Here is a 26,862-nt window from a genome sequence, read left to right as displayed (position 1 = left end):
TTCCCGGCCTTAATAAGATTGTGTCAAATGAGCTAACTGTGTTTTTACAAAAAACACATCAATTGCTGGCCGTAATTGGCTTTAATTTTATTTAGCGCCATCACCTGGATCTGCCTAACCCGTTCCCTGGTCAGGTTCAATTCGCCACCAATTTCTTGCAAGGTCATTTCCTTGTCGGCATCGACCCCAAAATGGCTACAAATGACTTTTGCCTCACGTGAATTCAGGGATCCAATCGCCTTGCCCAATAAGCGGTCCAAATCGTCTTCGGCTATTGAGGTAAACGCATGGATAAAAACCTGTTGCTCAAGATAATCAATCGGGGCGAAAGCGTCTTCTTCATCTTCCGTCCCCTCTAAGCACATTACGGTTTGGGAGATGGACAAAATCATATTGACGTCATCACTTGACAGCTTGGTGTATTCTGACAATTCCGCCACCGACGGCTCTTGTCCGGTCTTAGCCATTAACTCGTTTTTGGCACGGAACAACTTGTTCATATTCGCCACCTGGCCGCAGGGCACACGCACCAGGCGTTCACAACGGGACAACGAGCGTGATATGGCTTGCCGGATCCAATATCCCGCATAGGTTGAAAACTGAAACCCCAGCCGATAATCAAAGCGGTCCACCGCTTTTAGCAAACCGGTCTGGCCTTCCTGGACCAGGTCTTCAAAATCCAAGAAACCGGCTTTATATTGGTTAGCAATGAACAGCACCAGTTTGTTATTGGCTTCCGCCAATTGCTTCCTTGCCGCTAGCCAACGGTGCTCGGCAATGACAATATCGGTAAAATATTTGTGCATTTCCGAAGTTGGCAAAAACAAAAATTGCTCATCATAATCAAAGCCATCTATTTCCCTAAACAAATCAGCCATACTGCTAACATTAGCGCGGTTCCGGCGCTTAGAGCCTTCCAAGCGCCTAATGATTAAACCGGAATTTTTACTGTCAGCCTCATGTGCAGGCTGATAGCAAAGGCCTCTGATCTTATAGGCATAAACAATGACCTCGGTAATTTTATTGAGCTCTTCAAATGAGAAGGGGAAGGCCTGCAAAACGGACACCAAGTTTTGCTTGTAACCCAGGTATAAAGAATCGCTTTGTCCCGCCCCTGATAGGCTTTGACTGGCCTCCAAGAAATATTTTTTAATTTCACTTAGGGCGGACGCCAAATCTGAAACCAATGCGGATTCTTCATCCTGCTCTGACAGGCCGGCCATCTTTTCATGGGCATTCAGCAACAACAAAGCGGTCGCCGGGAATTGCGACAACCCGTTTATCAGTTTATATTTTTCATCATTTAATCTGCGGGCAATCTCAAAATTGCAATGCTCGTTGGTGACTTGTGCCGGACTAACACTACTGACAAACTGACTGGATACCGTGCCGGCACCGCCGCTTTTAACTACAGCACCTAATTCTTGTCTTGACAAATGTTCAGTTAAGTAAGCCATTTCACCCATTCCCCGCCAAAAAAGCGTCTTATATATACCATCAGGCCGCAACTAAATTGAGTAGGAGCAATAAGCTTGAAATCAATCAACCGTGCGCGCTTAGTTTTTTCTAATCCACAACGTGCAAAATCCAGACAATTTTCCACATCATTGTTAATTTATTCGAATCAGTCTGTTTATCTTTCGCTATATAATAATTTAACAACAAGCCTTGTTTACGTCAAGATATAGTTTTACAAAACATGAACAAAAATAAGACAAGCTAAAATAAAACTGTCATTTGTTTAATTAACGAAGGCTCACTTAACCCAAACAACTGACACCACCAAGACGAGACAAGCCGTTTATGCTATTGATAAACAAAATATCCATGTCATTTTCATGGATTTTCAGCTGGCATCCTATAAAAACCAATAACAAACCAACATGAAATGCTTTCAATAATTAGAATCCGGTTAACCTATATAGGTTTTTTATAAAGCTATTGTCAAACTTTCAAAATGCCAGACACTCTTCTTGAGTTTGAATATATACCCGTTACCTAAACGGTTGCTGAACGGATAAAAAAATACTTTTGCCCATTAGACGCAGTTGCAACACACCGGCCATTACCTATTATTGGACCGTAAAAGGTTGGCATTCAAGGGTCTGGCCTATTCCCCCATCGCCCTAAAAAATAAATGGTGTCCAACTGGATTTAATGCACCGACTACGCCCTGCTCAGGTAAAATATAGCAACCCAACTTATTCCACGGCCTGTTTCCAGTTGTGGATGGACTATTGTGAAATTTTTAAATTGATTATTGACGTGAAACCACTATTAGAAGACTTAGTACAAACGCCTATCCCAACCCAACATGGCGAGTTTATCCTGCATTACTACAGCAATTCTATTGATAACAAAGAACACATCGCCCTGGTCAAAGGCGAAGTCGCCCATCAGGAGGACGTGCCGGTACGCATCCACTCCGAATGCTTCACCGGTGATGTCTTAGGCTCCAGACGTTGCGACTGCGGCGAACAACTGGATATGGCGATGCACCTTATTGATAAGGCCGAACGCGGCGTGCTAATTTATTTGCGCCAGGAAGGCCGTGGCATTGGCTTATTAAAAAAACTCCAGGCTTATAATTTGCAGGACCAGGGCATGGACACCGTCGATGCCAACCTACATTTAGGCTATCAGGCGGACGAAAGGGAATATGGGATTGCAGGGCTCATCCTGGAAAGCCTGCAAATCAAATCGATCCAATTGATAACCAATAACCCTAAGAAAATTGATGGCTTAAAAAAACTGGGGATCACAATCACCGGACGGATCCCGATTGAAGTGGCCGCTAATGTTGATAATTTGGGTTATTTACAAACTAAAGCCCAAAAGATGAAGCACTGGTTATTTCAGACGCAAAATGAACAAGATTGAGCCCTTTGCAATCCGCCCCAAGTACGTTTAACAAGACGTAAAAACGCCCCTTTTTACGTCTGCAATATACCGCCCAGCAAAAAACCTACCGCACCCAATATCCTCCCCGGAAGCAATCCCCTTTTAGGACAATCGCTTAGCCGGATCTGTATGGCGACGCCATTTTTCTTCTGCAATTACCCTAAAGCGCCCCCTCTGGCAAGCAGTTTTTAGAAAAAAAATATTTCTACCAATTCCCCTTTTAACCACTACATATTGTGTTAATATAACTTTCAACAACTACATATAGCGTTAAAGCCATTTATCCACCTACTGCTAAGGTACTGATTTATGGCCTCTTTTCCCCTCCCCATTCCAATACCCCTAGAGGATGCCCACAATGTCCGCACAACTCCATGCTATTGCCAACAACGTAACCGATATCCCCTTCCAAGACGCCTCAATGGATATTTGGGACACTAAATATTGCCTAAAAACTAAAGAAGGCGCCGCCTTGGACAGCACTATTGACGGCACTTACCAACGTGTCGCCAAAGCCTTGTCCGACGCCGAACAAAGCAAGGCCAAACAAGAACAACATTACAAAGAATTTCTCTGGGCATTGCGGCAAGGGGCGATCCCTGCGGGGCGCATTGTCTCGAATGCAGGCGCCCTGGAACACAAACCCGCCACCTCCACCATCAACTGCACCGTATCCGGCATCATTGCCGATTCCATGGACGACATCCTCCACAAAGTCCATGAAGCCGGACTGACATTGAAAGCGGGCTGCGGCATCGGCTATGAATTTTCCACCCTCCGCCCCAAAGGCGCGTATGTATCCGGTGCCGGCGCGTACACCTCCGGGCCGCTGTCGTTCATGGACATTTACGACAAAATGTGTTTCACCGTTTCCTCAGCAGGCGGGCGGCGCGGGGCGCAAATGGCGACTTTCGATGTCGGCCATCCTGATGTCATCGAATTTATCCGGGCCAAACGTGAAGATGGCCGCTTACGCCAATTCAACTTGTCTTTGCTGGTCACCGCCGAATTTATGCAAGCCGTCAAAAACGACAAAACCTGGGCGCTATCTTTTCCGGTCACCGAAAAAGAGGCCCAAGCCGATAAACTCGACCTCAATAACAGCGAACAGATTATCTGGCGGGACTTCCCCAACAAAAGCAACTACATCGTCAACGACGACGGCCTAGTTGCCTGCCGCGTCACCAAAATCATGCCCGCCCGGCGCTTGTGGGACATGATCATGAGCTCAACTTACGACTACGCCGAACCGGGCTTCATCCTGATCGACAAAGTCAACGAGATGAACAACAACTGGTTTTGCGAAAAAATCCGCGCGACCAACCCCTGCGGAGAGCAACCGTTGCCGCCTTACGGCTCATGCTTGCTAGGTTCCATCAACCTGACCCGCTTCGTGAAAAAACCCTTCACCGCCGACGCTTATTTTGACTGGGACGCTTACCGCAAAACCATCAAGATTTTTACCCGCATGCTCGACAACGTCGTCGAACTCAATGGCTTGCCCTTAGCCAAGCAACGCGAAGAAATCACCAGCAAACGCCGCCATGGCATGGGTTATCTAGGCCTAGGCTCGACTGTCACCATGCTTGGCATGAGATACGGCGACCCCACCTCTTTAGAATTCACCGAAGAAGTCACCAAAGTATTGGCGGTAGAAGGCTGGAAAGCCGCACTGTCTTTGGCAAAAGAAAAAGGCCCGGCACCGATAATGGAACAGCTGTTCACCGTTACCGGCGCTTTGCTGCATCAACGCCCGGAAATGCTCGCCGACGGTTACAAAATCGGCGACCAAGTCCCTGGCAAAATCCTGCACGCCAAATACAGCCGCTACATGCAGAAAATCGCCCAAGTCGAGCCAGAACTGGTGCAACAACTGGCAGAAACAGGCGCCCGCTTCACCCACCACAGCTCGATTGCGCCGACTGGCACCATTTCCCTGTCGCTTGCCAATAACGCCAGCAATGGCATCGAACCCAGCTTCGCGCACCATTACTCGCGCAACATCATCCGCGCCGGTAAAAAATCCAAGGAAAAAGTCGATGTCTTTTCATTTGAACTGCTGGCCTACCGCCACATGGTCAACCCTGATGCCATACCCTACAGCGACGACCCCAAACAACAATTGCCCAAATACTTCATCGCCGCCGATGATGTCACGCCCAAACAACACGTTGACATCCAAGCAGCCGCGCAAAAATGGATAGACTCGTCCATCAGCAAAACCGCCAACGTGCCGACCGATTACCCGTATGAAGATTTCAAGTCCATCTACCAATACGCCTACGAACAAGGCCTAAAAGGCTGCACCACCTTCCGCTTCAACCCCGAAGTGTTCCAAGGCGTGTTGGTCAAAGAATCCGACCTGGAAAACACCACCTACCAGTTCACGCTGGAAGACGGCTCAGTAGTGGAATTGAAAGGCAATGAAGAAGTGGAATACGACGGCGAAATCCATTCTGCCGCGAATTTGTTCGATGCCTTGAAAGAGGGGTATTACGGGAAGTTTTGAGTTTGCGATTTTTACGGCCATTTATACTCAAGGATTTGTAGTTTGTAGAGTACGCATGGCTTACCTTCTCGAATTTAGATGTTAAACCAACCTTTCAATAGTTACGAAATGCTTACCCTAAATGGCTTATTAGTAAAATTTGGAGATTTATTTTGGATAAAGAAGCGACCTTAATTAGTCTAGCAATGCTTAAAGTCAATATTGATGAAGGAAAAGATTATCTCGAATATTTACGCCCCTTTGTCCTGGATATTTTTCCAAATTTAGATAACCTAATAACCGACGAAATAATTACAGAACTATTAAGAAATAAATTTGGTTTAGTAATACCTAGAAGAACTGTACAGATAGTTCTTCAAAGAATTTCAAAATCAGGTGTCATAAAAAAAATTGATGGGAACTATATAGTAATAGATCCTTTTCCACTAACTAATATTGCTAAAGATAAAGCAATTGCAGAGCGGCATATATCTGCAGTAATCGAAGGGCTTATTAAATATTTTAAAGAAGAAACTGTTGCCAATAAGGAGTTTAATGAAGAAATAGCAATAGATGTTCTTTTAATTTTTCTATCTAAATTTTCAATTCCATGCCTTAAAGCCTACTTGAGAGGAACAACCATACCTGATGTTCCAAACGGAAAAGATTGGAAAATTATTTTAGTTAGTCAGTATATTAATTATCTAAATAAAAACGATCCAGAACGATTTGAAAGTTTTATATGTTTAGTTCAAGGACATATGCTTGCTAATGCGCTTTTATGCCCTGATTTAAAGTTTGCAACTAAATCATTTCAAGATGTTTGTTTTTATCTTGATACCCCCCTACTTGTTCAGTTATTTGGATTAGGCGGAGAACCCAAAAAACAAGCAGTAGAGGAAATGTTGCGTTTAGTTTTAAAACTAGATGGGAAATTTGCCTGTTTCAGTCATACCAGAGAAGAATTGGAAGGAGTCCTAAGACGGTCGTCAGACTTTGTAAATTCGAATCAAGGTAAAGGTGAGATTATCCTAGAAGCAAGGCGCCAAAATATATCAAAATCTGATTTGTTATTAATGGCAGAAAAAATTGATGAGTATCTTGAAAAATACAAAATAAGCATAAACGGTACACCTGCATATTTAGAAAAATTTCAAATTAGCGAAACAAATTTTGCTAATTCTCTTGATGATGAGGTTTCTTACAAGAATCCAAAAGCACGAGTCTACGACATCAATTCCGTTAGAAGTATTTATGTGTTAAGAGAAGGCTCATCCCCATTCAGTATTGAAAAATGCAAGGCTGTTCTTGTAACTAATAACACTGCGTTTTCAAAGGCTGCATATGAGTTTGGTAAAAACCAAAGTGAATCTAAAGAAATATCCAGTGTAATTACTGATTTTAGTCTGGCTAATATAGCTTGGCTAAAAGCCCCTCAAGGTGCACCAAGCTTACCTAGAAAAGAAGTTCTTGCCATGGCATATGCAGGGCTAAATTCAAATCCCATTTTTTGGGAGAAATTTCTTTCTGAAACTGAAAAACTTGAAAACATTGGGAAAATTTCTCCAAGAGATCACCAGTTATTAAGGAGCAATATTCATATCACAGATGAATTAATGAAACTGACTCTTGGCGAGGAAAATGCTTTAACAGCACAAACAATTACGGAAACTTTAAGCCGGGTAACGGATGAAATTAAATCGGAAGAAAATGCAAAGCTTTTGGAAGTAAGCAAAAAACTTGAGAAAACCACTACCCAACTTAACGAATTAAAAGAAAAAGAAGAATATTTTAAACAATCTATTTATTGGCAACAAGAGGCACTTGTAAGAAGAGACGCTCGCGCCATCTCTATATTCTTAGGTTTTTTGCTTATTTTAGGATTAATTTATGGTTTTATTAATTCAGATCAAATTTTGTTTCAGATATGCTTTGGATTTGTAACTATTTTTTCATTTTTTGGCTATTTTTACGGAACTACTGTCAAGCAAATCCAAAAAGTGATTGGTGGATATTTTTTAAAATCAAGACTAATAAAAAAGGAGAAAGAGCTAAATATTAAGTTTGATAATCAAGCTAGTTAGATACTCTGTTGAATTTCAAGTTAAATTTTCTAATTTTTACTATCTGGTGCAATCCGGAATAACAAGCCTGTAAGGAGAGAAGTTTCGGACTCCGTATTTCGCTATCGCTGCATACGTGCTACACCATCCTTCTATTTTGGCAGCCTGATAGGATGGCCTATGTATTTCTGTCGACCGATTATGCCGAGAATGGTGGGCAAAAAAGCAAGTAGCCTGTAAGGAGCGAGGCGGATTACGGGTTTTCTCGGCAATGACATGCCGTAAGCAATCGCACTATTCCGGCACGGAAAATCGGGATTGGCAACTCTACGGTTTTGAACCCCGTATTTTGCTACCGCTGCATACAAGCTACGCCATCCTTCTATTTTGGCAGCCTGATAGGGTGGTCTACGTTTTTCTGTCCACCGATTATGCCGAGAATGGTGGGCAAAAAAGCGTTGCCCACCCTACGAATCTGCTCACTACCAATTCACGTTGGAAATTGGCAAGGCAATAAAGAAGCAGGATACGAGAGCCAAATCCATTCCACTTAAACCCCAAAAAACAAAAAGCCCCAGTAGTTCCACAGAGGCTTTTTGTAGACCGCCCCCAAATCCTTAAAATGATTTTGTACTAGCCCAGAAAATAAGTCAGCAAAGTAAGATTATCGCTTCATCATCCTAAATTACGAAAGCGATTATAAAACCGCCATCAGCGTATTAAATTACTTGTTGGATTTGGGTGGAACCAATGAAAAACACTCTTTGGCGCGATGGGTAACCGCTTTGGGGGGATTTATTGAAAGCTATGAAAAGCATAAAGCTGAGGCGGATAGCTGGTCAGCAAATCCGCCTAGTTTGTAAATCCCGTTTATTTCTTCACAAAATAATACAACTCGCCAAACTTCCCTTTCAAGGTCATGGTGTCGGCGTTGCGTTCTTCTAAAGTGAAAACGTCAAACCCTGACCTGCCCACAAAAGGCACTTTTAATTTGCCGTTTTCAATCTCGTAATTCAGCGGGACTTGGTCGTAATGCCCACCTTCGCGGGCGATGTTGGTGATGGTGACTTTGCCGCCGGAAAACTCCCACGAATCTTCCCGTTGTACGGTTTCTTTGGCGGTCAGCGAGTTTTTGGTGTATTGCAATTTCCATTTGCCGTGCATGTCGTCTTTGGATGTTAGCGCAATATCCGCGTATGCCGTGCTTGCCAAAACGCCTGAAGCCAATACCGCCGCCACCCAAGTTAATTTTTTCACAATCATTTCCCTTTTTAGAATTAAATAATTGCCTTGGATTGTACGCGCCGCTTTGGGATAACCCTATTTTTAATTTTGTTTTGTCAAAAAACCGAAATGGCGGATGATTCATATGCAAAGTTTGCATTTTGGCTTTAAAACGGATGGCCGATCCGGCAATACAAGAGCCGATGTTGTCCTTAAACACTTGGTTGTGTCATAGTGGGTGCTGTAAAGTATTTGCTTTTTGACGAACCTCAAAATGCATTTTTACCATTTACCCTATTGAAACTATGACGCAACCTGCCCCAAAACATCTCGTCCTTGTCGATGGCTCATCCTTCCTCTTCCGGGCTTACCACGCCGTGCCGCCGTTAACCAGCCCCGACGGGAAACCCACCAACGCCATTTACGGGGTCAGCAATATGTTGCGCAAGCTCATGGCCGACTATGTGGACGACCATATCTCGGTCATTTTTGACGCGCCAGGCAAAACTTTCCGTAACGACCTTTACGACCAATACAAAGCCCACCGCCCACCGATGCCCGATGATTTGCGCGTCCAAATCGGGCCGCTACATCAATTGGTCAGGGCAATGGGTTTGCCATTGGTGATGGAACCAGGCGTGGAAGCGGACGATGTCATGGGGACGCTGGCCTATCGTGGCGTGGCATCCGGCTATCACGTCATTCTCGTCACTGGCGACAAGGACATGGCGCAATTGGTCAACGGGCAGGTCATCCTTGAAAACACCATGTCAAACACCCGCATGGACATCCAGGGCGTGATTGACAAATTTGGCGTAAGGCCGGAGCAGATCGTCGATTATCTGGCCCTGATGGGCGACGCGGTCGACAACATCCCTGGCGTCCCCAAAGTTGGCCCCAAAACCGCCGCGAAATGGCTGGAGCACTATGAAACGTTAGAAAACCTGATGGCACATGCCCATGAAATTAAGGGCAAGATTGGCGACAATTTGCGCGAAGCCTTGGCGCAGCTACCGCTCGCCAAACAATTGACAACCATCAGTTGCGATTTGGCATTGCCCTTTGGTATTGAAGACTTGCACCAGCAAGCGATGGACAAGGCCACCCTGAAGGCCCTGCTGACGGAATTGGGGTTTTCTTCATGGTTGAAAACATTGGATAACGGGGTTGCCAATCCCCCCGCACCAACCAAACCTGCGCCAATAACAGAAGGCCTTCCAGGTTTTGAAGACCTCGCAAACCCAAACGAAAACGTCCAAAAAACTTACGAAACCATCCTGACTGAAGCCCAGCTTTCTGCTTGGCTCAAACGCCTGGAAGCCGCCGAACTGTTCGCCTTCGACACTGAAACCACCAGTTTGGATTACAGCCAAGCGCACATCGTCGGCGTGTCGTTTGCCGTGGAAGCGGGGCACGCCGCCTACCTGCCCTTGGCGCATACCTATCCTGATGCGCCCCAACAGCTAGACCGTACCGAAGCGTTGGAAAAACTGCGCCCCTTGCTGGAAAACCCCGCCAAGGCCAAAGTCGGGCAAAACCTGAAATACGACATGCACGTACTGGCCAACCACGGCATCAGCCTGCGCGGCATTGCCCATGACACGATGCTGGAATCATATGTCCTGAACAGCACCGCCAGCCGCCATAATATGGATGACCTGGCGAAAAAATATTTGGGACTAGACACCATCCATTACGAAGACGTCGCGGGCAAAGGCGCGAAACAACTGGGTTTTGCCGACATCGCCATCGACCAGGCCACGCCCTATGCCGCCGAAGATGCCGACATCACCTTGCGTTTGCATCAGGCTTTGTTGCCGAAATTGCAACAGCACCCTACCCTCCACCAGCTTTACCAAGACCTGGAAATGCCGCTGGTTCCGGTATTGGCGCGGATTGAGCGCAACGGCGTGCTGATCGACACCGCCATGCTCGCCCAGCAAAGTTTGGAACTGTCCAGCCATATCATCACCCTGGAGCAACACGCCCATGATCTGGCGGGGCGCGCCTTTAACCTGGGTTCGCCAAAACAAATCCAGGACATTTTATACGACCAGCTCAAACTGCCCATCTTGAAAAAAACCCCGAAAGGCCAACCTTCCACGGACGAATCAGTGTTGCAGGAATTGGCGGTGGACTATCCCTTGCCCAAAGTGATTTTGGAATACCGCGGCTTAAGCAAACTCAAATCCACATATACCGACAAGCTGCCGCAACAGGTGGACAGCCAAACGGGACGCATCCACACCTCTTACCATCAGGCCGTAGCCGCCACCGGGCGCTTGTCATCATCCGACCCCAACCTGCAAAATATCCCGATACGTAGCGCGGAAGGCCGCAAAATCCGCCAAGCCTTTATTGCCCCGTCCGGCTATAAAATCGTTGCCGCCGACTATTCGCAAATTGAACTGCGCATCATGGCGCATTTGTCGGCGGACGAGGGTTTATTGGAAGCGTTCCGGCTCGGCGAGGACATCCACAAAGCCACCGCCGCCGAAGTGTTTGGCGTGCCGCTGGAGCAAGTCACCCACGATTTGCGCCGCTCCGCCAAAGCCATCAATTTTGGCCTGATTTACGGGATGTCATCCTTTGGTTTGGCACAGCAATTGGGTTTGGGGCGCAACCAAGCGCAAGCCTATATTGATCTGTATTTTGCCCGCTATCCGGGCGTGAAAAACTACATGGACAGCATCCGCGAACAGGCGCGGGAGCAAGGTTTTGTCGAAACGCTTTTTGGGCGGCGTTTGTATTTGCCGGACATCAAAGCACGCAACGCCAATATCCGCCAATACGCCGAACGCACGGCGATCAACGCGCCCATGCAAGGCACGGCGGCCGACATCATCAAACGGGCGATGACCGCCACGGACACTTGGCTAAATGAAGGGTTGGCCGATGCCAAGATGATTATGCAAGTGCATGATGAATTGGTGTTTGAAGTCGCGGAAAACCAGCTGGATGCCTGCACCGCCGAAATCAAAAACCTGATGTGCGCCGCCGCCGACCTAAAAGTGCCGTTGGTGGTGGATGTGGGGATCGGGGACAATTGGGATGAAGCCCATTAACAGGGGCGGCCCTGGATGTTGCAATGGGGTAGGCGCCACTACCCAAAACGGCATCTAAGGACAAAAGCCTCAACCGTGCGACCCCACAAAGCCGCGACAGGTGAAAACTGCGGCCAGAAAGTCCTATTCCGGGCTGAAAACTGTTTTTAATGTAACTGATCGGCTGACGGTTAGTCGTGGCTTTAGGGAAGGCATTAAAAAATCTTGGCCAGAATTTGCCAGACCATTAGCGGTGCCCAGCTAACAACAGATCATGCCGCCTTCACCACATTCAGAACAAAAACGTCACAATCGCCTTCATCCGCCCGCCTTCAATGACGGGGATCGCCAGCATGGTGCTTAAATTATCCAATTCCGGATTATATTCGGCATCGTGGTCCCCGGTAATGACTGGCATACCTGTTAACCAGACGCGGCCTAAGGCGCCCTCACCTTTTTTGATGGTGAGGGTTTCAAAGATTTGCGCCAGTTCGTTGTTGTCTTTGCTGTAACCTTGCTGGCAACTCAAGCTTTTGTTTTGGGCGTCGGGTATCCAAATTTGGATACGTTTGGCCAGTGGCGTGGCTTTCGCGGACAGGAAGGTCATGATATAAACTTGTTCCCCATTGTCCGTTATCGGGATGCCTAGGCAAGTGGAGATCCCGGCTTTTTGCGCTTCAACGCCGCGCACGAAAATGTCCGGTTGGCCGATATTTTCAATCAGGATAGGCATGCCTGACGCCCAGACTTGCCCCGGGATGCCCTGGCCTTTGGGCATGGTGATTTGCCTGGATAGCCGTTCAAAATGGTGCAGCGTGCCATAATAACCGTCCATGACGCTGAGCTGTCCGGCGTCATTGTGGTTGCTCCAGACTTCGATGGCCCCCGCGTGGTCTTCGTCATCACCGCAGAGGAACATGACGACGGCAAGCAGGAAGTCGCCGGAAAAAATCGGAATGGCGATGCCGCAGGTCAACCCGGCTTTTTTGGCGGCGGCGGTGCGTTTGAAGTAGGAATGCTCAAACGCGGTGAGCATGACCGGATGCCCCTGCGCCCAGGCTTTGCCGGGCAAACCTTCATCGTAAGCAAAATGCTGTTGTTCGCTGGCGGCTTTAAATTCAGCCAATGCGCCGTACAAGCCGGAACCAAATTCCAGTTGCGTGCGTTGACGGTCTGGAATCCAGATCTCTGTAACCTTGATAAACGTTTTCATAATGGTGTTGTGCAGGAAATGTTCACTTAAGCAATGCCGCCATGGCGATGACATTTTTCGCCATTTCACCCAAAGTAATATTGCGGTCCATTGCCAGTTTTCTAAGCGTATGGTACGCCTCGTTTTCGGTGAAGTTTTGGGTCTTGATTAAAATGGCTTTAGCCCGGTCAATAAGTTTGCGGTCTTCAAGCTGCGCCCGCGATTCTTCCAAGGCGTTTTTAAGCGCCTGCTGCTGGCGGAACCGGGCTAGGGCGACATGGATGATACTGGCCAAACGATGGCAGGCAAAACCATCGACGATATAGGCGCTGATTTCGGACTGGATAGCCTGGTTAATTGTGTCAATATGCGCGTCTTTAGAGAAGATGACCACGGGTAAAGGCAATTGTTGGCTGAGGCTACGCAAGTCACCCAACAAACTTTCCGAAGGCGTGTGCAGATTGAAAATGACCACATCCGGTTTTATGTCCTTGACCAAGGTTAAAAATGCCGCGCCGTATTGGATTCTCAGGCAGTTAAAACCCTGTTGGCACAGGCAGGTTTCCAGCAATGCGTTATCGGCATCACTGTCCATCAATAACACATTTAACATAAATGACGGTGTGTTTCGGTAAGCGTTTTAAGTGCTTCGGGGTGGGGAATAAAAACGTTGGTGCACCAACGGCAGAACATCCAGAATCTTACCATAAAAACAAGCAGGTATCGTACCATCAATAATCTATAGCCCCTTCAATTGTTTGGCACCGGTATGGGCACACATACTTGTCTGTATTTGGGGCAAAAGATGCATTGTTGCACTTATTTAGAGCTTCGGGTTTACGTTACGGCCACCCTTGCCTAGCCATCGGGTTAACGCCCAGGCTATTTGACGCCCAAATGGCAGCGGTACAAAAACTGCTTAATATCAAGGGGTATGGAAAGGGCCATGAATTGGCAACACTATGAATAATAAAGTGATGTTAATAAAGCGCAAAAATTATAATCCAATCAGGTATGCTAACAATCGGACTGCGATTTCAATCCAACTTTTAATCCAAAAATACAGGTAGCATTATGACAGCGAAATACACGCCCCTTAAAGATCACGACACGCCCATTAAAGTGTTGTTTACGGGTTATCTTTGTACCGTCGGAATAGGTTATATGTTTGCCTTGATGCAGATATTGTTCACCCACGGCATGGCGGACGGCAAATTTGGTTTGTCCATTGATGACATTGTTTACAGCTATTATGGCAACCGCTCAGGTACGGTGTTGGAAAACCAATTGAACGGGGCGATGAAGGCCAACGCTTCGGCGCAAGAACGTTTTGACATGATTGAATGGGTCAGGAATGGGGCTGATGAAGCCGACTATAAAGCTGACGGCATCGAAAAAATTATCGGGGAACGTTGTGTGATATGCCACAACGAAGCGGCCTCAGGGATACCTAATTTCAAAGAATTTAAGCAATTGAAAGCCCTAACCGCAGAGGACCAAGGCGCGACCTTTGCATCATTGACGCGGGTTTCCCATATCCATCTGTTCGGCATCAGCTTCATTTTTATGTTCGTCGGGTTGATTTTCAGCTTTGCGGAAACAACGACGGTGCAGTACAAATGTATCGCGATCGGCATGCCTTATACCTTCCTGATCGCCGACATATTGTCCTGGTGGCTGACTAAAATCCACCCGATGTTCGCATGGCTGGTCATTTTTGCCGGTATGGGCATGGCGGTTTCATTCATGTTCATGTGGGCCACGTCAATCTTGGAAATGTGGTTGTTCAAACCTGTGTTTATTGACGGGATAGGTTCACGGTATTTGCAATTGCGTGACAGCAAAGAAGCCTCGGCGATAGACCACCTGCTATCAGGGATGAAATCGTTATTCCAAAAGGCCGGGCCTGCAGCGGCTTGGGCCACCCAACAATGGCTAGAGCGGGGTTGGCCTTTGCTGAAAGGCCTGTTCAAAAAGTAACCGACCTGTCCATGTCATAGCAAAAGCGGGCCATCAATCGCGATAAAGCGGTTGCTGGCCTGGATCAGCGATGGCGCAGTCAATGGGCTTACCCCATAGACCTCGGCCACAACCCCATAGGCCACACGGACTTTATTGAGCAACAAGTCAAAATCACCGTCGCCGGACAACAAAATAACCACATCAACCTGTGGCGCATAATCAATGACATCCAGCGTTATGCCCACATCCCAATCGCCTTTTGCCGACCCGTCGCTACGTTGGATAAAAGGTTTCAGCTTCACCTCAAAACCGATAGTTTTCAGTATCTGTTGGAACCCCAATTGCTTGCTGTCGCCCTTATCAATGGCGTAGGCAAACGCGGCGACCACCGTCCGGTTTGCCGTCGCTTGCGCCCAAAACGCATGGTAGTTGAAATGCCGCTGGTAACGTTGCCGGGTCGTGTAATAGATGTTCTGCACATCAACAAAAATGGCAACTTTTTCCATGGCTTAGCTAAGGAAAGAGCAGCAGTAATCGGTGGCGGTGCGGATTTTGACCGTAAATTGTGCATTGGCAGGCACATTGAACGCTTCGCCGCCCTTGACCGTTTGCCATTCTGCACCAGGCAATAACACTTCCAGGTCGCCATCAAGGATTTCCATCACTTCCGCTGCCGCCGTATTGAACGTGTATTCGCCAGGGAGCATAAAGCCCAAGGTTTTGCTGGAACCGTCAGCAAAGCGGAGGGTGCGGCTGCTGACATTGCCACCAAAATAGACATTGGCTTTTTTGACGACGGTGACGTTATTAAATTCTGACATGGCTTTTCCTAGGCAATAAAGTGAATAAAAAATCGGCAGATCATATCAGATTAACGCCTTAAATTTTGGCGTGCTTGCACAAAAATTTTGGGTTTGGGTTGACAGCCCTTAGGTATTGAATAATAATTATTCTCATTTAATCATTATCCTTTTGTTTAAATTGCTATAATTTTTATGGACTTGCCGCCATGCGCCTAAAACCACTACTTCCCTTCGCCTTATTAACGCTTAGCTTTGTCGCCCATGCCCAATCGGAACTGACCGAAGAGCAAAATTTGGGCAAACGTTTATATAACGATAACAACTTGTCCGCGAACCGTAACCAATCCTGTGCATCATGCCACAGCCTAAAAACCATAGCCGGTAAAGCCGCCGCTTTCGTCGACCCCGCCAATGCCAAACATGGCACACCGGTTTCCCTCGGCTCGATCGAATTCGCCACGGGCACATTGAACGCACCCAGCGCCGCTTATGCGGCATTTAGCCCAAAATTCCATTGGGATGGACAAGAAGGGCTTTATATCGGCGGGCAATTCTGGAACGGGCGCGCCAGTGATCTAGCCGGACAGGCCGAAAAACCGTTGTTGAACCCGGTGGAAATGGCAATGCCCAGCCAATGGGCGGTAGTCAGCCGACTGAAAGAAAACACCGCTTACGTCAAAGCGTTTTACCAGCTCTACCAACTGGACTTGGATGCCGTGCCGCATATTAAAGACGCACAATTCCAGCAATCGACACCTAAAACAGTGGAGGGGATTTACCATAAAATGGCGCAAGCCATTGCCGAATTTGAAAAATCACCGGTATTCAGTAAATTCAATTCCAAATTTGATTTTGTCACGGCGGGAAAAACCCAGTTCACTGAATTGGAAGCGCAAGGCCTGAAATTGTTTAACGGCAAAGCCGGTTGCTCCGCCTGCCACATCAGCCAGCCTGGCGTTGACGGACAAGGCAACAAAGTGCCGGCACTGTTCACCGATTTTACTTACGACAATATCGGCCTGCCGCGTAACCTTAAGATTCCTGGCAACCCCAAACCGAATTTAGGCCTAGGCGAACGCAGCGACCTTAGAAAACTAGATCCTGACAAAGCCTTGTGGGGCAAACATAAAGTCATGACGCTCAGGAATATCGCCATCACCCCGCCTTACGGCCACAATGGCGTGTTTGCATCGCTCGAACAAATCACCCATTTCTACAACACCCGCGACACCTTAGGCGAAGTCAGCAACAACCTCAGCCCCAACTTTGGCATTTCCGGCTGGCCAAAACCGGAAGTGGACAAAAACGTCAATCACGATGAGCTGGGCAACCTAAGGCTGACCACGGCGCAGGAAAAAGCCGTGGTCGCGTTTATGGGAACCTTGACTGACGATTATCCCGAATGGGGCAATGACCCCTCAGTGCCACCAGGGACACCATCGCCGTTTGTGGGTGCAGGGTATTGAGGCCAGTTCCAGCGGTGCGCACATCGCTTGATTGCGCTGTGAACTGACCTGCCTGTTAGCAATTAGATATTGTATTCAGCAAATATTTAATTGTCGGTGGCTTTAGGGCGAGTGATTGCTCGCCTGACCGCTTCAGCTTTCACTACAGGCCATAAAAAAACGGACGGTTTTTCTGGCTGATAGCGGATATATACTCTGAACGGTCAAGTTTTCGGTTTTTTTAGGTTAAGCCGTTCGTGGTGAGCCCTTCGATACCTCAGGAGAGCCTTGTCGAACCATGAGCGGATTAACCATCCACCCTTCGACGGGCTCAGGACGAACGGTTAATCCTAAAACCGAAAACTTGACCGTTTGAAGTATAACAGCAGATTATTCAATCAACCCATTTACGGTTGGGTCATTACAAGGAGCAAAAAAACCCCGCCGACAATGCAGGCTGAATAAAAAAGTGAGGGCACTAAATTCACCTTGCACACCCAAAGGAATAGGTAACAAAAATAAAAACAGGATGACAATAACAGTAGTCCAAATAACTGAATGTACTCCCCTATTACCTCAAGGCCAGAAGAGACATGCCAAGAAGAAAGCATGGCAAACGGCGGGATGAGACCAATCAAAAGCCGAATGAAAATATAGGCGAGCGGGGGTTTTTCACTTTTTTTCAGTTCGAGAAGCACTTCGTTTCGTTCGGTTGTTGCGTTTATTTCTGCTTGCCTTTCAGCCACTAAAGCCATTTCATCTACAGTCCAATCATCGTTATCCATAAGTTTTACTCTTGTGGTGCAACAGAAGGCGCGGGTGGGGACCACCGGATATAAAGCGGCGGCATCCCGACGTTATCCAGCTTTATCCCCAACTTCTCAACTCATTCAAATAAGCATCCACTTTGCTGAGAATCACTTGCTGCCTTTTTTCCAGGTAAGAAGCCGCCAGCAACACGAGCAACCCCAAACCAATTGAGCTTAACCAAGGCGCGTGGTTATAAGCGTCGATGGCATAGCCGCAATAAAACAAGATCCCGCTTAAAAAACACAAATGCCCAGAGAAAAACGGTATTTTTTCACGGTGACGTAAGCCCGCCAAGCTTAAGGCTATACCTGTAAGCAGGGCCATTAGCGGTGCCAAGGCCTGCCCGTCCAATAAGGCACCGGAAATGATGCCCAACGCCAAAAGCGAGCCTAGGAAACGGTAGGCTCCGGCATAGTAATCCACATAAGCGGACAGCATGAACAGCAACACGGCTAGCGGCAACAGCAGCCCATAATGCAAATGCCCGCTATTGGCCAGGCTATCGGCGATCACGCCCCAAGCCAGCAGGGTCGCCAATGTGCCTATGCACTGCCCGATATAAATGATTAAACCCGACTTCGCGTAATGTTTGATGTCAATGACACCAACGACCGCAACAATGCTTGCCATAACCACAACCAACGGCAGCGACGCCGGATGTAGCAGGCTCCTGCCCAACAAAATCAAGAACGGCAGGCTGATTAAAACCCTCGCCGAAAAGCCTTCGGGCAAATGCATGGAACTGTCCTGCCTAAGCCGCTGTTCCATTGCCCTCAGCGCAAAGAACAACAAGGCAATGACCCAGGGTATCCAATAAGCATCCCGGACCGGCAACAGCAATAGGCTATTGCCCAGCAACATCGCCTGCATCAGCGGCCTTACCTGCCGCCTTGCCAGCATGGCAAAGCCGGTGTAGCTGACCAAAACCAATAGAATGGCGGTAATGGCAAAGTCCACGGCGATTAACGACGGGCTGACATGGTCAAATTGCAACCAACTGTAGGGCAGTTGCAATGCTAGCCCGCCATGGACGTATGCGTAAATCATCGCGCTGACTTGGGACACTTGCACAGGCAGAAATGCCACGCCCAAGGCAAAGAAAATCCTCGCCCCCGTGGCCTCCTTAAGCCCGTAGGCGCAAATCATGCCACCGGCACACAGCACCAAGGTAAAGGCCAATCCTACCCAATAGCGGTAGGCAGGCAGCAAATCGGCATGGCCTTGCAGCATAAAGCCGATGGCGGAAATGACGATCAAGGCCGTACCTGCCCAACGCAGATAACGGATGATTTGCCGGGCGGTAGATGGGGATGCGTCTTTTGGGGCGTCGGGTTCGGGTTGCCAAGCGGTTGGCTGGCTATCAAATTTATAAGCGGACATATCAATTCTCCTGTTCAGGATCAGTTTTAACGGCGACGTTTTTTGCCGGACTGGCCTTAGCCGTCAATTCATCCAACAGTATTTTCAACGCCAACGCATCTTCTTCTTGGGCAAAACTGTCGGCGAACGGATCGGTGTTGATGGGTTCGGGGCTGGTCAATTCCGCCCCGGCAATGGCTTCTTCCCAACGGCTGAATATTTTCTGCGCTTGCTCCACGGGATTGTCGCGCCCGCCCTTTAAGCCAGATTGCAACTGGATACGGTTTTGCCGCGCTGCAAACACCGCTTTTTGGGTGCTTAAGGTGTGCAACTGGTTTTGGATATTGGCCAGATCAGACTCCATCTTCGCGTATTGTTGTTGCGTGGCTTGCAATTGCGTGGCGACCAACTTGCTTTGCTGCTGCGCCCGCACCATGCGCTTGACACATTCCAAGGCCTTTTGCTCGTCGGCCTCCCTGACTTTCACGGCACGCGCCGACCACGTTGCCGCCTCGTCCGCCAATTCCGCCAGTTGGCTTTCAAATTGCCCCATCATTTTTTGCAGGCGGTGTTGGTGGATGCGGGTATTGCTGCGCCAAGTTTCCAAATCTTTAATCGCCACGCCCGCGACGGCTTCGTGGTTTTCAAAATCATCGACGATGCCGTCCAATTGGGTTTTTACGGTGATAAATAAGCGTTTTAAACTGTGCATGTCTTGCTCCTGTTCGGTTAAAGTACTATTGACTAAAGCAAAACAGATGCCAGCTTACGAATGCTTTAAAAACAAATAGTTAGCAATTATTTTTTATAATATCTATAATTTATGTACAAAAATTGCCGACATAAAAAACAAAAAACGCACACATGGTAGGGTGGGCACGCTGTTTTGCCCACCATTTAATATTGTCAGCCGAGTTAAACCTATGATCTTGTTAAGGTGGGCAAAACAGCGTGCCCACCCTACAACCACCCACTCGCCTATACCGCCTAAACTATGTACACACTCACTGCTGAACAAAACCGTTTCTTCGCCCAAATTGCCGATTTGGCCTTTCTCAACCCATTCAGCGTGGGGCGGGAACAAGCCGACTGGCAGGCGCTGGATTTGGCACCTGAGGCAATGGACTTTGCCGACAGGCTGGCATTAATCGAAGCCAAATTGGAAAACATCTTCCAAGAACTGGAGCGGCAACGCGGTTTTAACATCCGCGATTACCCAGAAAAAAACCAAGACAATATGCGCTTGGCGTGGCTGTTTTATATCTTCCACCGCTATCGCCAGCCGTTTAACGAGCACATCAAGGCGCAACAACAAGCAGGCGACAAAACCGTGGAACTAGCCTTTGCCCGCGCCCTCATCAGCCAGTTTGAACAAGCCGGATTCACGCCGCCCGAAACCGCACACTATATTGCGCTGTTGTTCCAAGTGCAGCGGGCGTTTTCGTTTATTGACGAAGCGGTTTCCGGCGATTGCCCGGCGATTTACGAACTGCGGATGCGGCTCTGGAACAATATTTTTACGTTCAATCCGGCCTGGTATCTCAACCATTTGTTTGAGCGCATGGAGGATTTTTCCCTACTGTTGCTGGGCGAAACCGGAACGGGCAAAAGTTTGGTGGCCAAAGCGGTGGGCTGTTCCGGCTACATCCCGTTTGATCTCAGTACGCGGCGCTTTGTCGAAAGCTTCACCGCCTCGTTCCGGGCGATTAACCTGTCCGAATATTCCACCAGCTTGCTGGAATCGGAATTGTTCGGGCATAAAAAAGGCGCGTTTACCGGCGCGATAGACAACCATCCGGGTTTGTTCGCCAAATGCAGCCGCCACGGCTCGGTGTTTATTGATGAAATCGGCGATGTCGACGTGACTATCCAAGTGAAATTGCTCAACGTCATCCAAGACCGCGTCTACAGCCCCGTCGGCAGCCACGAAAAACACCGCTTCGAAGGCCGCGTCATCAGCGCCACCAACCGCCCGATTGCGCAATTGCTCGAACAAGGCTTGTTCCGCGCCGATTTGTATTACCGCCTATGCTCCGATGTCATCACCCTGCCCAGCTTACGGCAACGTATCCGCGAAAACCCTAACGAATTGCATAGCCTAATCGCCCGCCTGCTGCACCGCGTCATCCCAACACCCGACGAGGATTTGCTAAGCCGCATCGAAACCAAAATCCGCGCCACCGTACCGCCCGACTACCACTGGCCCGGCAACGTGCGCGAATTGGAGCAATGTATCCGCCGCATCTGCCTGACCGGAAGCTATCAGGCCAAACCCTTGGCGGTTGTGGTTCAAGATGATTTTGCCTTGTACCGCGCAGAAAATGGTGGCTACCTTTCGTCACAACAGCTCATGCAAAACTATTGCCGGTTTTTGTATGGGGAATTAGGCGGGTTTGAGGCGGTGGCTAGGGTGGCGGGGGTGGATAGGCGGACGGTTAAGAAATATATGGATTGGGATAGCCCAGATTAACCTGCGTCCAATCGGCTGTATTCCCAAGGATTAGCCTGGTGGGCAGAACCGCGTTGCCCACCCTACGACTTGTTTACGCAAATACCCCACCAAGCCCTGCCGCAAGCTGACGAATGCCGCACCTAATAGCTCGGCATCGGCGGATGGGTACTTAGTTGCAACAGGCATCTGGATCGCTGGCTTCAGGATTAGGAACGCAGCAGGCCGATTTGCTTTTGCCGATGCTGGTGATGGGGATATGCACAGGCACGCAACACGCGGTTGTGGCTTCAGGTACGGGGATATTGTCTTCGCCAAAGGTGGGCGCGTCGGATAAGGTCAGGAAATGTTCCCAAGCCAGCCCTTGTGGGTCTATCGTCCAATGCTTTTCGCTATTGGCGTAACAACACGCAGTTTCGCCTTCATCCAGCAGATTACCCGCTGATGCGCTTTGCGCGTGTTGTTTCAGTTCCGCCAATTCTTCGCTGGTTTCCACCTGAAACCCCAAATGGTTTAAGCCCAGCGCGTGGCCTCGGGCGGAAATGGCAAAATTCACTTTCGGGTCTTCCAGCATCCATTTGGCATAATCGTCCTGTTGCTTACTAGGCGGCTGACCGAACAGTTTGCTGTAAAAATCGACACTTTCTTGGATGTTGTTAACGGTAATGTGGACGTGGAAACGTTTCATGGGGTGTTCCTGTAGGTAAGAAAAGGGATTATCTCAAGGAGATGTAGATAAGACGGAGAAATGAGGAAAAGGTCGCAAGCGGGGAGGTTACATTTAGCAAAGTTTTGCTGAGTTGCCGTTCGTCCGCTCGTTCCCAAACTGCGGCTCACCCATAGGGCATAAATGGGAATGCAGTATCGGAAGCTCCTGCTTCCAGTCATTCTCGAAGCTAGAGCCTCTGAGACCTGGGGTTACCAAGCTGGAGCTTGGTAACCAGCGTAAGCCCATCCGGTCAATTCAAGTCAACAATCCCAAAAATCTGATGTTTTTGGTTCTCACTTTCCATACCGACATACATAAACCCAGCTGGCAAAGCCACAGTTCTGGTGTGCATTTCGACAATATGGATCACATCATCCGCTGAAAAATCGCCATCATCTTCCAGTTGGTTTAAATCTTGCCGATAGCCTTCATCGAGTAAATCTAAAGACGTGGCTACGGTAAAAGCCGTATAGGTTTCAGCAACGCCTAATTGTTGGGCGGCGGATTGGTTTTGTGTGGGGGTTAGTATGCTCATTATTCTTCTAAATTAGGTTTCGATTCAGATTTACGGTGTCGCAATAATTAAAAATTAAACCCAATTTTCAGTCTGCAAATTTTTTACTCGATTAAATTCGCGTAGATTATTTGAAATCAAAATACACTTTTCACTGAGTGCGTGAGCGGCAATTAAAAAATCATTGGAGCCAATGACTAAACCTTGCTTTTCTAAATCAGCCCGAATTTCGCCATACTTTTCTGCGGCTGGCTCATCAAAATTTAAAACAGGGATAGCATTTTTCAAGGCAATAATTTGTTCGATATTTTTAATGGGCTGTTGGCTTTTCATTGCACCGTAAAATAGTTCTGCATAAGTAATAGATGATATACAAACTTGATCGGCATTCAGGGATTGCAGTTTTTCCAATACGCACGGTGGTTTGTTATTTTTAATGTAAATGCAAATATTGGTATCGAGCATGTACATTAAAAGTCTTCCCGCATTTGTAAGGGTAATTGATTCCTGCCTTCGTTCATAAAATCATCAGATAATTGGCTGAGTATTTTAAAAACGCTATCGGCTTTAGGTTCTGCATCAATTTTATCTGGCGTTAAATTTAAACGAAAATTATGAAGAATATCATATATTTCTGGGTATTTTTCAACAGGGATCAATTCGATTTCTTCTAACAACTGTTCTTGTAGAATCATGGTGGTTTCCTATGGTTTATTCTGAAATGCCGCATTCGTAGGCGCACTTTGAAATAAGACAAAATCCGCCAAACGCGGTGGCTCAAAATCAAATTCAGCGGCATCCGACATTGCCAATAATTCGGCAATATTGGCTTGTTTTTTCTGAGCTAAATAATCCGCCAAAATTTTAACCACCGCTTCTTGGGCATTTTGATAATGGCTAACGGCTATCACTTCATTAATTAATAAGTCATCTATGCTAATGGTAGCCATGGCTTGCTCTGCTTGGTTGTTAGATTGGTTTGAAAATGGTGATCCGTGAAGTGGGGTAGGCACATGCTGTTTGTGCCTACGCGGAACAAATCAGCTCAATAAATGTGCCTATAAAACTGCCTGGCCCTCTACTGGGCTTCGTTCTTAAGTAAGTCCTATGTACTAATTTTCATCTGGAAAACAGAAATATATGCTCGTTTGTTTTGAAGGCTCGATAACGTCGCTGAGTTGGTAGGCTTTATTTATCCTTTTTAATTTATTGTCTTTCGATGTGACAATTACTTTTTTTGATTGGTGATCTAATCTTAACGAATCCATTAAAAGTGCCTCGTTAGCCGTAGTGTTTGTTATTACTTGTTTAAACAAATCACGAACCATTACAGGCTGATTGAGCTTAAAAAGCACTTCTCCAAGATGCTCAGCTACTCCACTAACGCAAGACTCTTTGGACGCTTCGCTACCAAACTCAAACGTTTCTTGACCTGTATATGAAAAATCATGGTTAGCGTCATAGCCCAGTAGGAAATGGCCTGGCTCCAATTCGTGGGCAAATTCTGTTGAGTGTTTCCAATGCAATGTTTTCATAACGTCATGTGCGCGGTAGTTGTTTGATAAATGGATAAGCCAGTATGACCAAGTATTGTCACCAAACGGCTTAACAAAAAACAATGTCATATTGTCAGCACAAGTTTCTTTCTTTATTCCATCAGCCAAATATTTCTGTAATATTTGCCGCCATTCTCTTTTATGGGTCGCTTTGAGCAACTTAATGTCTTGCCATGGGATATATTTATCCAAACCAATTTCATTGATTGGCTTACGGTTGGCCGCCCTATCAGCCAAATAGGTTGTAAGGTTATCTACACCAAAAGTCATTAGCACTTCGGCACTCTTTAGATTGGCTAAGATGCCCTTAATTTGCGGAAGAGGTATATCTTTATAGCAATATTGATCGAGTAAAAATAGTGCGTGTTCTCCACCTTTACGCTGCTTTATTTTTTGAACAATCGAAGGTAGTTGTTCAAAAAAACTACTTGTGACAACATTTGTCCTATCGAAATCTTCTTTGTCGATTTTGCTTTCGTCTAATTTCGCCTGCAAAAAATTTTTCAGGTAAGCTGTTGTGTCGGGAGAGATGTCTACAAAATGATAATCCACGTTGATGGTTCTTGGGTTATTCCTTGTTAAATTAAGCTCCGCTCTCGATTCCCTGACAGCTCTCATAACCAGAAGAGGTGAGCCATCAGTCAATTCGTTATCTTCCGTGAGATAGCAACCACCGCCACAAAAACCATCAACAATGGTCAGTTTTAGCTCAGGAATATTTGCTGGCTTCATTAAAGTCAACACATAACGCCTAACATACTCTTCTATAATGGTATGTTTAGTTAAGCTATGTCTGTCAATATCTGGTGGGGGGAAGCCAATTCGCCATTGGTATTTTTCTTCTTTTTTAGCCATTAGATACCTTGTTCTGAAAGAGGCATTTCATCCCAAACCCGTCCATGTAATTCTCGTCCATTATCTTTTTTCGTGCGTTTTTTTCCGTCCGCACCCCAGCCCCCCCATTGCTTAAAGAAAAAAGCAATGTTGGCGGACTCACATTGATCTCTGATTCTATCAACCCATTCTTGTTGCATTGGCCTAGCTTTAGGGCCAGATTCCCCGCCCACAATAACCCAATGGATGCCTTTCAAGTCTATTTCACCTAAGTCTTCTAATAAAGGTTCGATAGATAGAAAGCGAATTTGAGTATTAACTTGCCGCAAGTGGGCTATTCTTGGCAGCCCGTATTTTTGATCTTCAACAGAAACCCCCAGCCAAGCGTTTACCGGACACTTTCGGGTGGAAAAATAATCGGGCAACCGCTCTGATCTTTTGGAAAGGATTTGGTAGGTATGTTGTGGTGTTTGTCTAATGATAGAGAAAACTTCGTCCAAGTAGCTGTCAGGTATGGCTTCATGAAACAAGTCGCTCATTGAGTTAACAAAATAAAGTGTAGGTTTTTTTCTTTTTAAGGGCTGCATTAGCCTATGATCCTGCAATGTAAGCTCAAATCCCTTTTCATAGCCTTTGGTTTTCATTGCTTTGAGTCTTGTGGACATTATTTCAGCATAACAAAACTTGCAGCCAGGAGAAATTTTGCTACATCCCGAAGTCGGATTCCAAGTTTGTTCAGTCCATTCAATGCGTGACTTGCCGCCCATACACCCTCCAATATTTCATTAGGTCAAAATTTATTGTTTTTTAATTATAATCGGCTATTGTTAAACCCGTAATTTTCAATAACCAACTGGCATTGCTCCGCACGTTGGATATTTCAAATCAATACCCCAACTGCTCCAACGAAATCCCCAGCGCATCGGCAGCTTTTTGCAATGTCGCTTTCCGTGGGCGTTTGGCGGCTTCTATTTGGGCGTATCCGGCTTGGCTGATGCCCATGCGTTCCGCCATTTCGGTTTGCGTCAGCATCAGGTGTTCGCGCCATGCTTGTAGCATACTGACTTCATCCATGATACGCCTGCCAACTACAGCGTTAGGAATCGTGCCCGATGCTACCGCACCAGGTAGTTTGATAAAATCGGCATAGGGCAATACGACAAAGGCGGGTTTGCCGTCGCTGCCTAAGATGGTTTGGTAATTAGTAAGTGCGTTCATCTCGTTTTTTTACCTCTTCAATGCTGACAATGTGGACTTCGCCATTAAATTCAAAAAACACACGGTAATCGCCAATCCGCAAACGGTAGCTGTAGTCGTGATTGACCAGTTTTTTAACGTTTGGGCAATTCGGGAAATCAGCTAAAGATTGGGCTTCGCTATAAATCCGTTTGCGCTTGACCGCATCTTTAATTTTTTCAAGCTGTTTTAAGGCTTTAGGCTGCCAAGTGAGTGTGTTTGCCATAAAATATAAGTTTTTTATAAGTATTGTCAAGACACAAAGGCGCAATA

Annotated in this window: 25 protein-coding genes; 7 read left to right on the top strand and 18 right to left on the bottom strand. The window is 47.0% G+C overall.

Features of this window, described 5'->3' with window-relative positions; all coding sequences use genetic code 11:
- Window positions 1-44: 44 nt before the first annotated feature.
- Entirely contained in the window at window positions 45-1,457 is a 1,413-nt protein-coding gene (locus METMI_RS0112800) for a sigma-70 family RNA polymerase sigma factor (RefSeq protein WP_156829848.1), read from the bottom strand.
- Window positions 1,458-2,265: 808 nt separating this feature from the next.
- On the opposite strand from METMI_RS0112800, the gene ribA reads away from it, so the two are divergent.
- The 3 genes from ribA (at window position 2,266) to METMI_RS23965 (ending at window position 7,473) form a co-directional block, all read left to right on the top strand.
- On the top strand, window positions 2,266-2,880 hold the full coding sequence (ribA, locus tag METMI_RS23970) for a GTP cyclohydrolase II (RefSeq protein ID WP_156829847.1): 615 nt from the start codon (window positions 2,266-2,268) through the stop codon (window positions 2,878-2,880).
- Window positions 2,881-3,259: 379 nt separating this feature from the next.
- The gene (locus METMI_RS0112790; protein WP_019866693.1) at window positions 3,260-5,410 is read left to right on the top strand and encodes an adenosylcobalamin-dependent ribonucleoside-diphosphate reductase; all 2,151 of its coding nucleotides are present in this window, start codon (window positions 3,260-3,262) and stop codon (window positions 5,408-5,410) included.
- A gap of 152 nt (window positions 5,411-5,562) precedes the next feature.
- Window positions 5,563-7,473 carry a hypothetical protein gene (locus tag METMI_RS23965; RefSeq protein WP_019866692.1) on the top strand — a complete coding sequence of 637 codons (1,911 nt, stop codon included), beginning with the start codon at window positions 5,563-5,565 and terminating at the stop codon, window positions 7,471-7,473.
- Between the two features lie 849 nt (window positions 7,474-8,322).
- Here METMI_RS23965 and METMI_RS0112775 read toward each other — a convergent pair.
- Window positions 8,323-8,715: a hypothetical protein gene (locus METMI_RS0112775; protein WP_019866690.1), complete on the bottom strand. Its 393-nt coding sequence runs from the start codon at window positions 8,713-8,715 to the stop codon at window positions 8,323-8,325.
- Between the two features lie 266 nt (window positions 8,716-8,981).
- Here METMI_RS0112775 and polA point away from each other — a divergent pair, with 266 nt between their 5' ends.
- On the top strand, window positions 8,982-11,741 hold the full coding sequence (gene polA, locus METMI_RS23960; protein WP_019866689.1) for a DNA polymerase I: 2,760 nt from the start codon (window positions 8,982-8,984) through the stop codon (window positions 11,739-11,741).
- Between the two features lie 271 nt (window positions 11,742-12,012).
- On the opposite strand, the gene METMI_RS0112760 is transcribed toward polA, so the two are convergent.
- Together METMI_RS0112760 and METMI_RS0112755 are read right to left on the bottom strand one after the other, a co-directional pair.
- Window positions 12,013-12,933 (bottom strand): GAF domain-containing protein, encoded by a 921-nt coding sequence (locus tag METMI_RS0112760; protein ID WP_029151673.1) that lies wholly within the window; start codon window positions 12,931-12,933, stop codon window positions 12,013-12,015.
- 22 nt (window positions 12,934-12,955) lie between these two features.
- A complete protein-coding gene (locus METMI_RS0112755) occupies window positions 12,956-13,525 on the bottom strand; it encodes an ANTAR domain-containing response regulator (protein WP_019866687.1) in 570 nt (189 codons plus the stop codon).
- 461 nt (window positions 13,526-13,986) lie between these two features.
- On the opposite strand from METMI_RS0112755, the gene METMI_RS0112750 reads away from it, so the two are divergent.
- Window positions 13,987-14,892, top strand: coding sequence for a hypothetical protein (locus METMI_RS0112750; protein ID WP_019866686.1), 906 nt, complete (start codon window positions 13,987-13,989; stop codon window positions 14,890-14,892).
- 14 nt (window positions 14,893-14,906) lie between these two features.
- On the opposite strand, the gene METMI_RS0112745 is transcribed toward METMI_RS0112750, so the two are convergent.
- Together METMI_RS0112745 and ppnP are read right to left on the bottom strand one after the other, a co-directional pair.
- The gene (locus METMI_RS0112745) at window positions 14,907-15,380 is read right to left on the bottom strand and encodes a LabA-like NYN domain-containing protein (RefSeq protein WP_019866685.1); all 474 of its coding nucleotides are present in this window, start codon (window positions 15,378-15,380) and stop codon (window positions 14,907-14,909) included.
- 3 nt (window positions 15,381-15,383) lie between these two features.
- Window positions 15,384-15,695, bottom strand: a complete 312-nt coding sequence (gene ppnP / locus METMI_RS0112740) for a pyrimidine/purine nucleoside phosphorylase (RefSeq protein ID WP_019866684.1) — start codon at window positions 15,693-15,695, stop codon at window positions 15,384-15,386.
- Window positions 15,696-15,883: 188 nt separating this feature from the next.
- Between ppnP and METMI_RS0112735 the strand changes: the two genes are divergently transcribed.
- Window positions 15,884-17,143 (top strand): cytochrome-c peroxidase, encoded by a 1,260-nt coding sequence (locus tag METMI_RS0112735; protein WP_019866683.1) that lies wholly within the window; start codon window positions 15,884-15,886, stop codon window positions 17,141-17,143.
- 386 nt (window positions 17,144-17,529) lie between these two features.
- On the opposite strand, the gene METMI_RS0112730 is transcribed toward METMI_RS0112735, so the two are convergent.
- The 3 genes from METMI_RS0112730 to METMI_RS23955 form a co-directional block, all read right to left on the bottom strand.
- Window positions 17,530-17,907: a hypothetical protein gene (locus METMI_RS0112730; protein ID WP_019866682.1), complete on the bottom strand. Its 378-nt coding sequence runs from the start codon at window positions 17,905-17,907 to the stop codon at window positions 17,530-17,532.
- A gap of 82 nt (window positions 17,908-17,989) precedes the next feature.
- A complete protein-coding gene (locus METMI_RS0112725; RefSeq protein ID WP_019866681.1) occupies window positions 17,990-19,312 on the bottom strand; it encodes a hypothetical protein in 1,323 nt (440 codons plus the stop codon).
- Window position 19,313: 1 nt separating this feature from the next.
- Window positions 19,314-20,003 carry a PspA/IM30 family protein gene (locus METMI_RS23955; RefSeq protein ID WP_019866680.1) on the bottom strand — a complete coding sequence of 230 codons (690 nt, stop codon included), beginning with the start codon at window positions 20,001-20,003 and terminating at the stop codon, window positions 19,314-19,316.
- Between the two features lie 282 nt (window positions 20,004-20,285).
- On the opposite strand from METMI_RS23955, the gene METMI_RS0112715 reads away from it, so the two are divergent.
- Complete coding sequence (locus tag METMI_RS0112715) at window positions 20,286-21,761, top strand: sigma 54-interacting transcriptional regulator (RefSeq protein WP_019866679.1); 1,476 nt, start codon at window positions 20,286-20,288, stop codon at window positions 21,759-21,761.
- Window positions 21,762-21,912: 151 nt separating this feature from the next.
- Here METMI_RS0112715 and METMI_RS0112710 read toward each other — a convergent pair whose 3' ends face one another.
- The 9 genes from METMI_RS0112710 to METMI_RS0112670 form a co-directional block, all read right to left on the bottom strand.
- Entirely contained in the window at window positions 21,913-22,428 is a 516-nt protein-coding gene (locus tag METMI_RS0112710; RefSeq protein ID WP_019866678.1) for an ArsI/CadI family heavy metal resistance metalloenzyme, read from the bottom strand.
- Window positions 22,429-22,699: 271 nt separating this feature from the next.
- Window positions 22,700-22,984, bottom strand: a complete 285-nt coding sequence (locus METMI_RS0112705; RefSeq protein ID WP_019866677.1) for a hypothetical protein — start codon at window positions 22,982-22,984, stop codon at window positions 22,700-22,702.
- Window positions 22,985-23,038: 54 nt separating this feature from the next.
- Window positions 23,039-23,428, bottom strand: a complete 390-nt coding sequence (vapC, locus tag METMI_RS0112700; RefSeq protein WP_198007921.1) for a type II toxin-antitoxin system tRNA(fMet)-specific endonuclease VapC — start codon at window positions 23,426-23,428, stop codon at window positions 23,039-23,041.
- Between the two features lie 5 nt (window positions 23,429-23,433).
- Complete coding sequence (locus METMI_RS23950) at window positions 23,434-23,658, bottom strand: AbrB/MazE/SpoVT family DNA-binding domain-containing protein (RefSeq protein WP_019866675.1); 225 nt, start codon at window positions 23,656-23,658, stop codon at window positions 23,434-23,436.
- A gap of 9 nt (window positions 23,659-23,667) precedes the next feature.
- A complete protein-coding gene (locus METMI_RS23945; RefSeq protein WP_198007920.1) occupies window positions 23,668-23,976 on the bottom strand; it encodes a type II toxin-antitoxin system VapB family antitoxin in 309 nt (102 codons plus the stop codon).
- Window positions 23,977-24,075: 99 nt separating this feature from the next.
- Window positions 24,076-25,374, bottom strand: a complete 1,299-nt coding sequence (locus tag METMI_RS0112685) for a three-Cys-motif partner protein TcmP (RefSeq protein WP_019866673.1) — start codon at window positions 25,372-25,374, stop codon at window positions 24,076-24,078.
- Window positions 25,374-26,120, bottom strand: a complete 747-nt coding sequence (locus METMI_RS0112680) for a DUF5131 family protein (RefSeq protein WP_019866672.1) — start codon at window positions 26,118-26,120, stop codon at window positions 25,374-25,376. The genes METMI_RS0112685 and METMI_RS0112680 overlap by 1 nt, the downstream gene beginning before the upstream one ends.
- 118 nt (window positions 26,121-26,238) lie before the next feature.
- Entirely contained in the window at window positions 26,239-26,571 is a 333-nt protein-coding gene (locus tag METMI_RS0112675) for a helix-turn-helix domain-containing protein (RefSeq protein ID WP_019866671.1), read from the bottom strand.
- Window positions 26,555-26,815: a type II toxin-antitoxin system RelE family toxin gene (locus METMI_RS0112670; RefSeq protein ID WP_019866670.1), complete on the bottom strand. Its 261-nt coding sequence runs from the start codon at window positions 26,813-26,815 to the stop codon at window positions 26,555-26,557. Before METMI_RS0112670 ends, METMI_RS0112675 begins: the two co-directional genes overlap by 17 nt.
- Between the last annotated feature and the right edge of the window lie 47 nt (window positions 26,816-26,862).

Origin of the sequence: Methylovulum miyakonense HT12, from assembly GCF_000384075.1 — a bacterium.
GTDB lineage: Bacteria > Pseudomonadota > Gammaproteobacteria > Methylococcales > Methylomonadaceae > Methylovulum > Methylovulum miyakonense.
This window is presented reverse-complemented; position numbering and strand designations above follow the sequence as displayed.

What these genes read in the sequence shown, in the direction of transcription:
- vapC (WP_198007921.1), bottom strand. Translation starts at nt 23,428, where the DNA reads ATGCTCGATACCAATATTTGCATTTACATTAAAAATAACAAACCACCG.
- METMI_RS0112800 (WP_156829848.1), bottom strand. Translation starts at nt 1,457, where the DNA reads ATGGCTTACTTAACTGAACATTTGTCAAGACAAGAATTAGGTGCTGTA.
- polA (WP_019866689.1), top strand. Translation starts at nt 8,982, where the DNA reads ATGACGCAACCTGCCCCAAAACATCTCGTCCTTGTCGATGGCTCATCC.
- METMI_RS0112685 (WP_019866673.1), bottom strand. Translation starts at nt 25,374, where the DNA reads ATGGCTAAAAAAGAAGAAAAATACCAATGGCGAATTGGCTTCCCCCCA.
- METMI_RS0112745 (WP_019866685.1), bottom strand. Translation starts at nt 15,380, where the DNA reads ATGGAAAAAGTTGCCATTTTTGTTGATGTGCAGAACATCTATTACACG.
- METMI_RS0112735 (WP_019866683.1), top strand. Translation starts at nt 15,884, where the DNA reads ATGCGCCTAAAACCACTACTTCCCTTCGCCTTATTAACGCTTAGCTTT.
- METMI_RS0112760 (WP_029151673.1), bottom strand. Translation starts at nt 12,933, where the DNA reads ATGAAAACGTTTATCAAGGTTACAGAGATCTGGATTCCAGACCGTCAA.
- METMI_RS0112715 (WP_019866679.1), top strand. Translation starts at nt 20,286, where the DNA reads ATGTACACACTCACTGCTGAACAAAACCGTTTCTTCGCCCAAATTGCC.
- METMI_RS0112750 (WP_019866686.1), top strand. Translation starts at nt 13,987, where the DNA reads ATGACAGCGAAATACACGCCCCTTAAAGATCACGACACGCCCATTAAA.
- METMI_RS0112730 (WP_019866682.1), bottom strand. Translation starts at nt 17,907, where the DNA reads ATGGATAACGATGATTGGACTGTAGATGAAATGGCTTTAGTGGCTGAA.
- METMI_RS0112705 (WP_019866677.1), bottom strand. Translation starts at nt 22,984, where the DNA reads ATGAGCATACTAACCCCCACACAAAACCAATCCGCCGCCCAACAATTA.
- METMI_RS0112755 (WP_019866687.1), bottom strand. Translation starts at nt 13,525, where the DNA reads ATGTTAAATGTGTTATTGATGGACAGTGATGCCGATAACGCATTGCTG.
- METMI_RS0112675 (WP_019866671.1), bottom strand. Translation starts at nt 26,571, where the DNA reads ATGAACGCACTTACTAATTACCAAACCATCTTAGGCAGCGACGGCAAA.
- METMI_RS0112790 (WP_019866693.1), top strand. Translation starts at nt 3,260, where the DNA reads ATGTCCGCACAACTCCATGCTATTGCCAACAACGTAACCGATATCCCC.
- METMI_RS0112680 (WP_019866672.1), bottom strand. Translation starts at nt 26,120, where the DNA reads ATGGGCGGCAAGTCACGCATTGAATGGACTGAACAAACTTGGAATCCG.
- METMI_RS0112710 (WP_019866678.1), bottom strand. Translation starts at nt 22,428, where the DNA reads ATGAAACGTTTCCACGTCCACATTACCGTTAACAACATCCAAGAAAGT.
- METMI_RS23950 (WP_019866675.1), bottom strand. Translation starts at nt 23,658, where the DNA reads ATGATTCTACAAGAACAGTTGTTAGAAGAAATCGAATTGATCCCTGTT.
- METMI_RS23955 (WP_019866680.1), bottom strand. Translation starts at nt 20,003, where the DNA reads ATGCACAGTTTAAAACGCTTATTTATCACCGTAAAAACCCAATTGGAC.
- ppnP (WP_019866684.1), bottom strand. Translation starts at nt 15,695, where the DNA reads ATGTCAGAATTTAATAACGTCACCGTCGTCAAAAAAGCCAATGTCTAT.
- METMI_RS0112670 (WP_019866670.1), bottom strand. Translation starts at nt 26,815, where the DNA reads ATGGCAAACACACTCACTTGGCAGCCTAAAGCCTTAAAACAGCTTGAA.
- METMI_RS0112775 (WP_019866690.1), bottom strand. Translation starts at nt 8,715, where the DNA reads ATGATTGTGAAAAAATTAACTTGGGTGGCGGCGGTATTGGCTTCAGGC.
- METMI_RS0112725 (WP_019866681.1), bottom strand. Translation starts at nt 19,312, where the DNA reads ATGTCCGCTTATAAATTTGATAGCCAGCCAACCGCTTGGCAACCCGAA.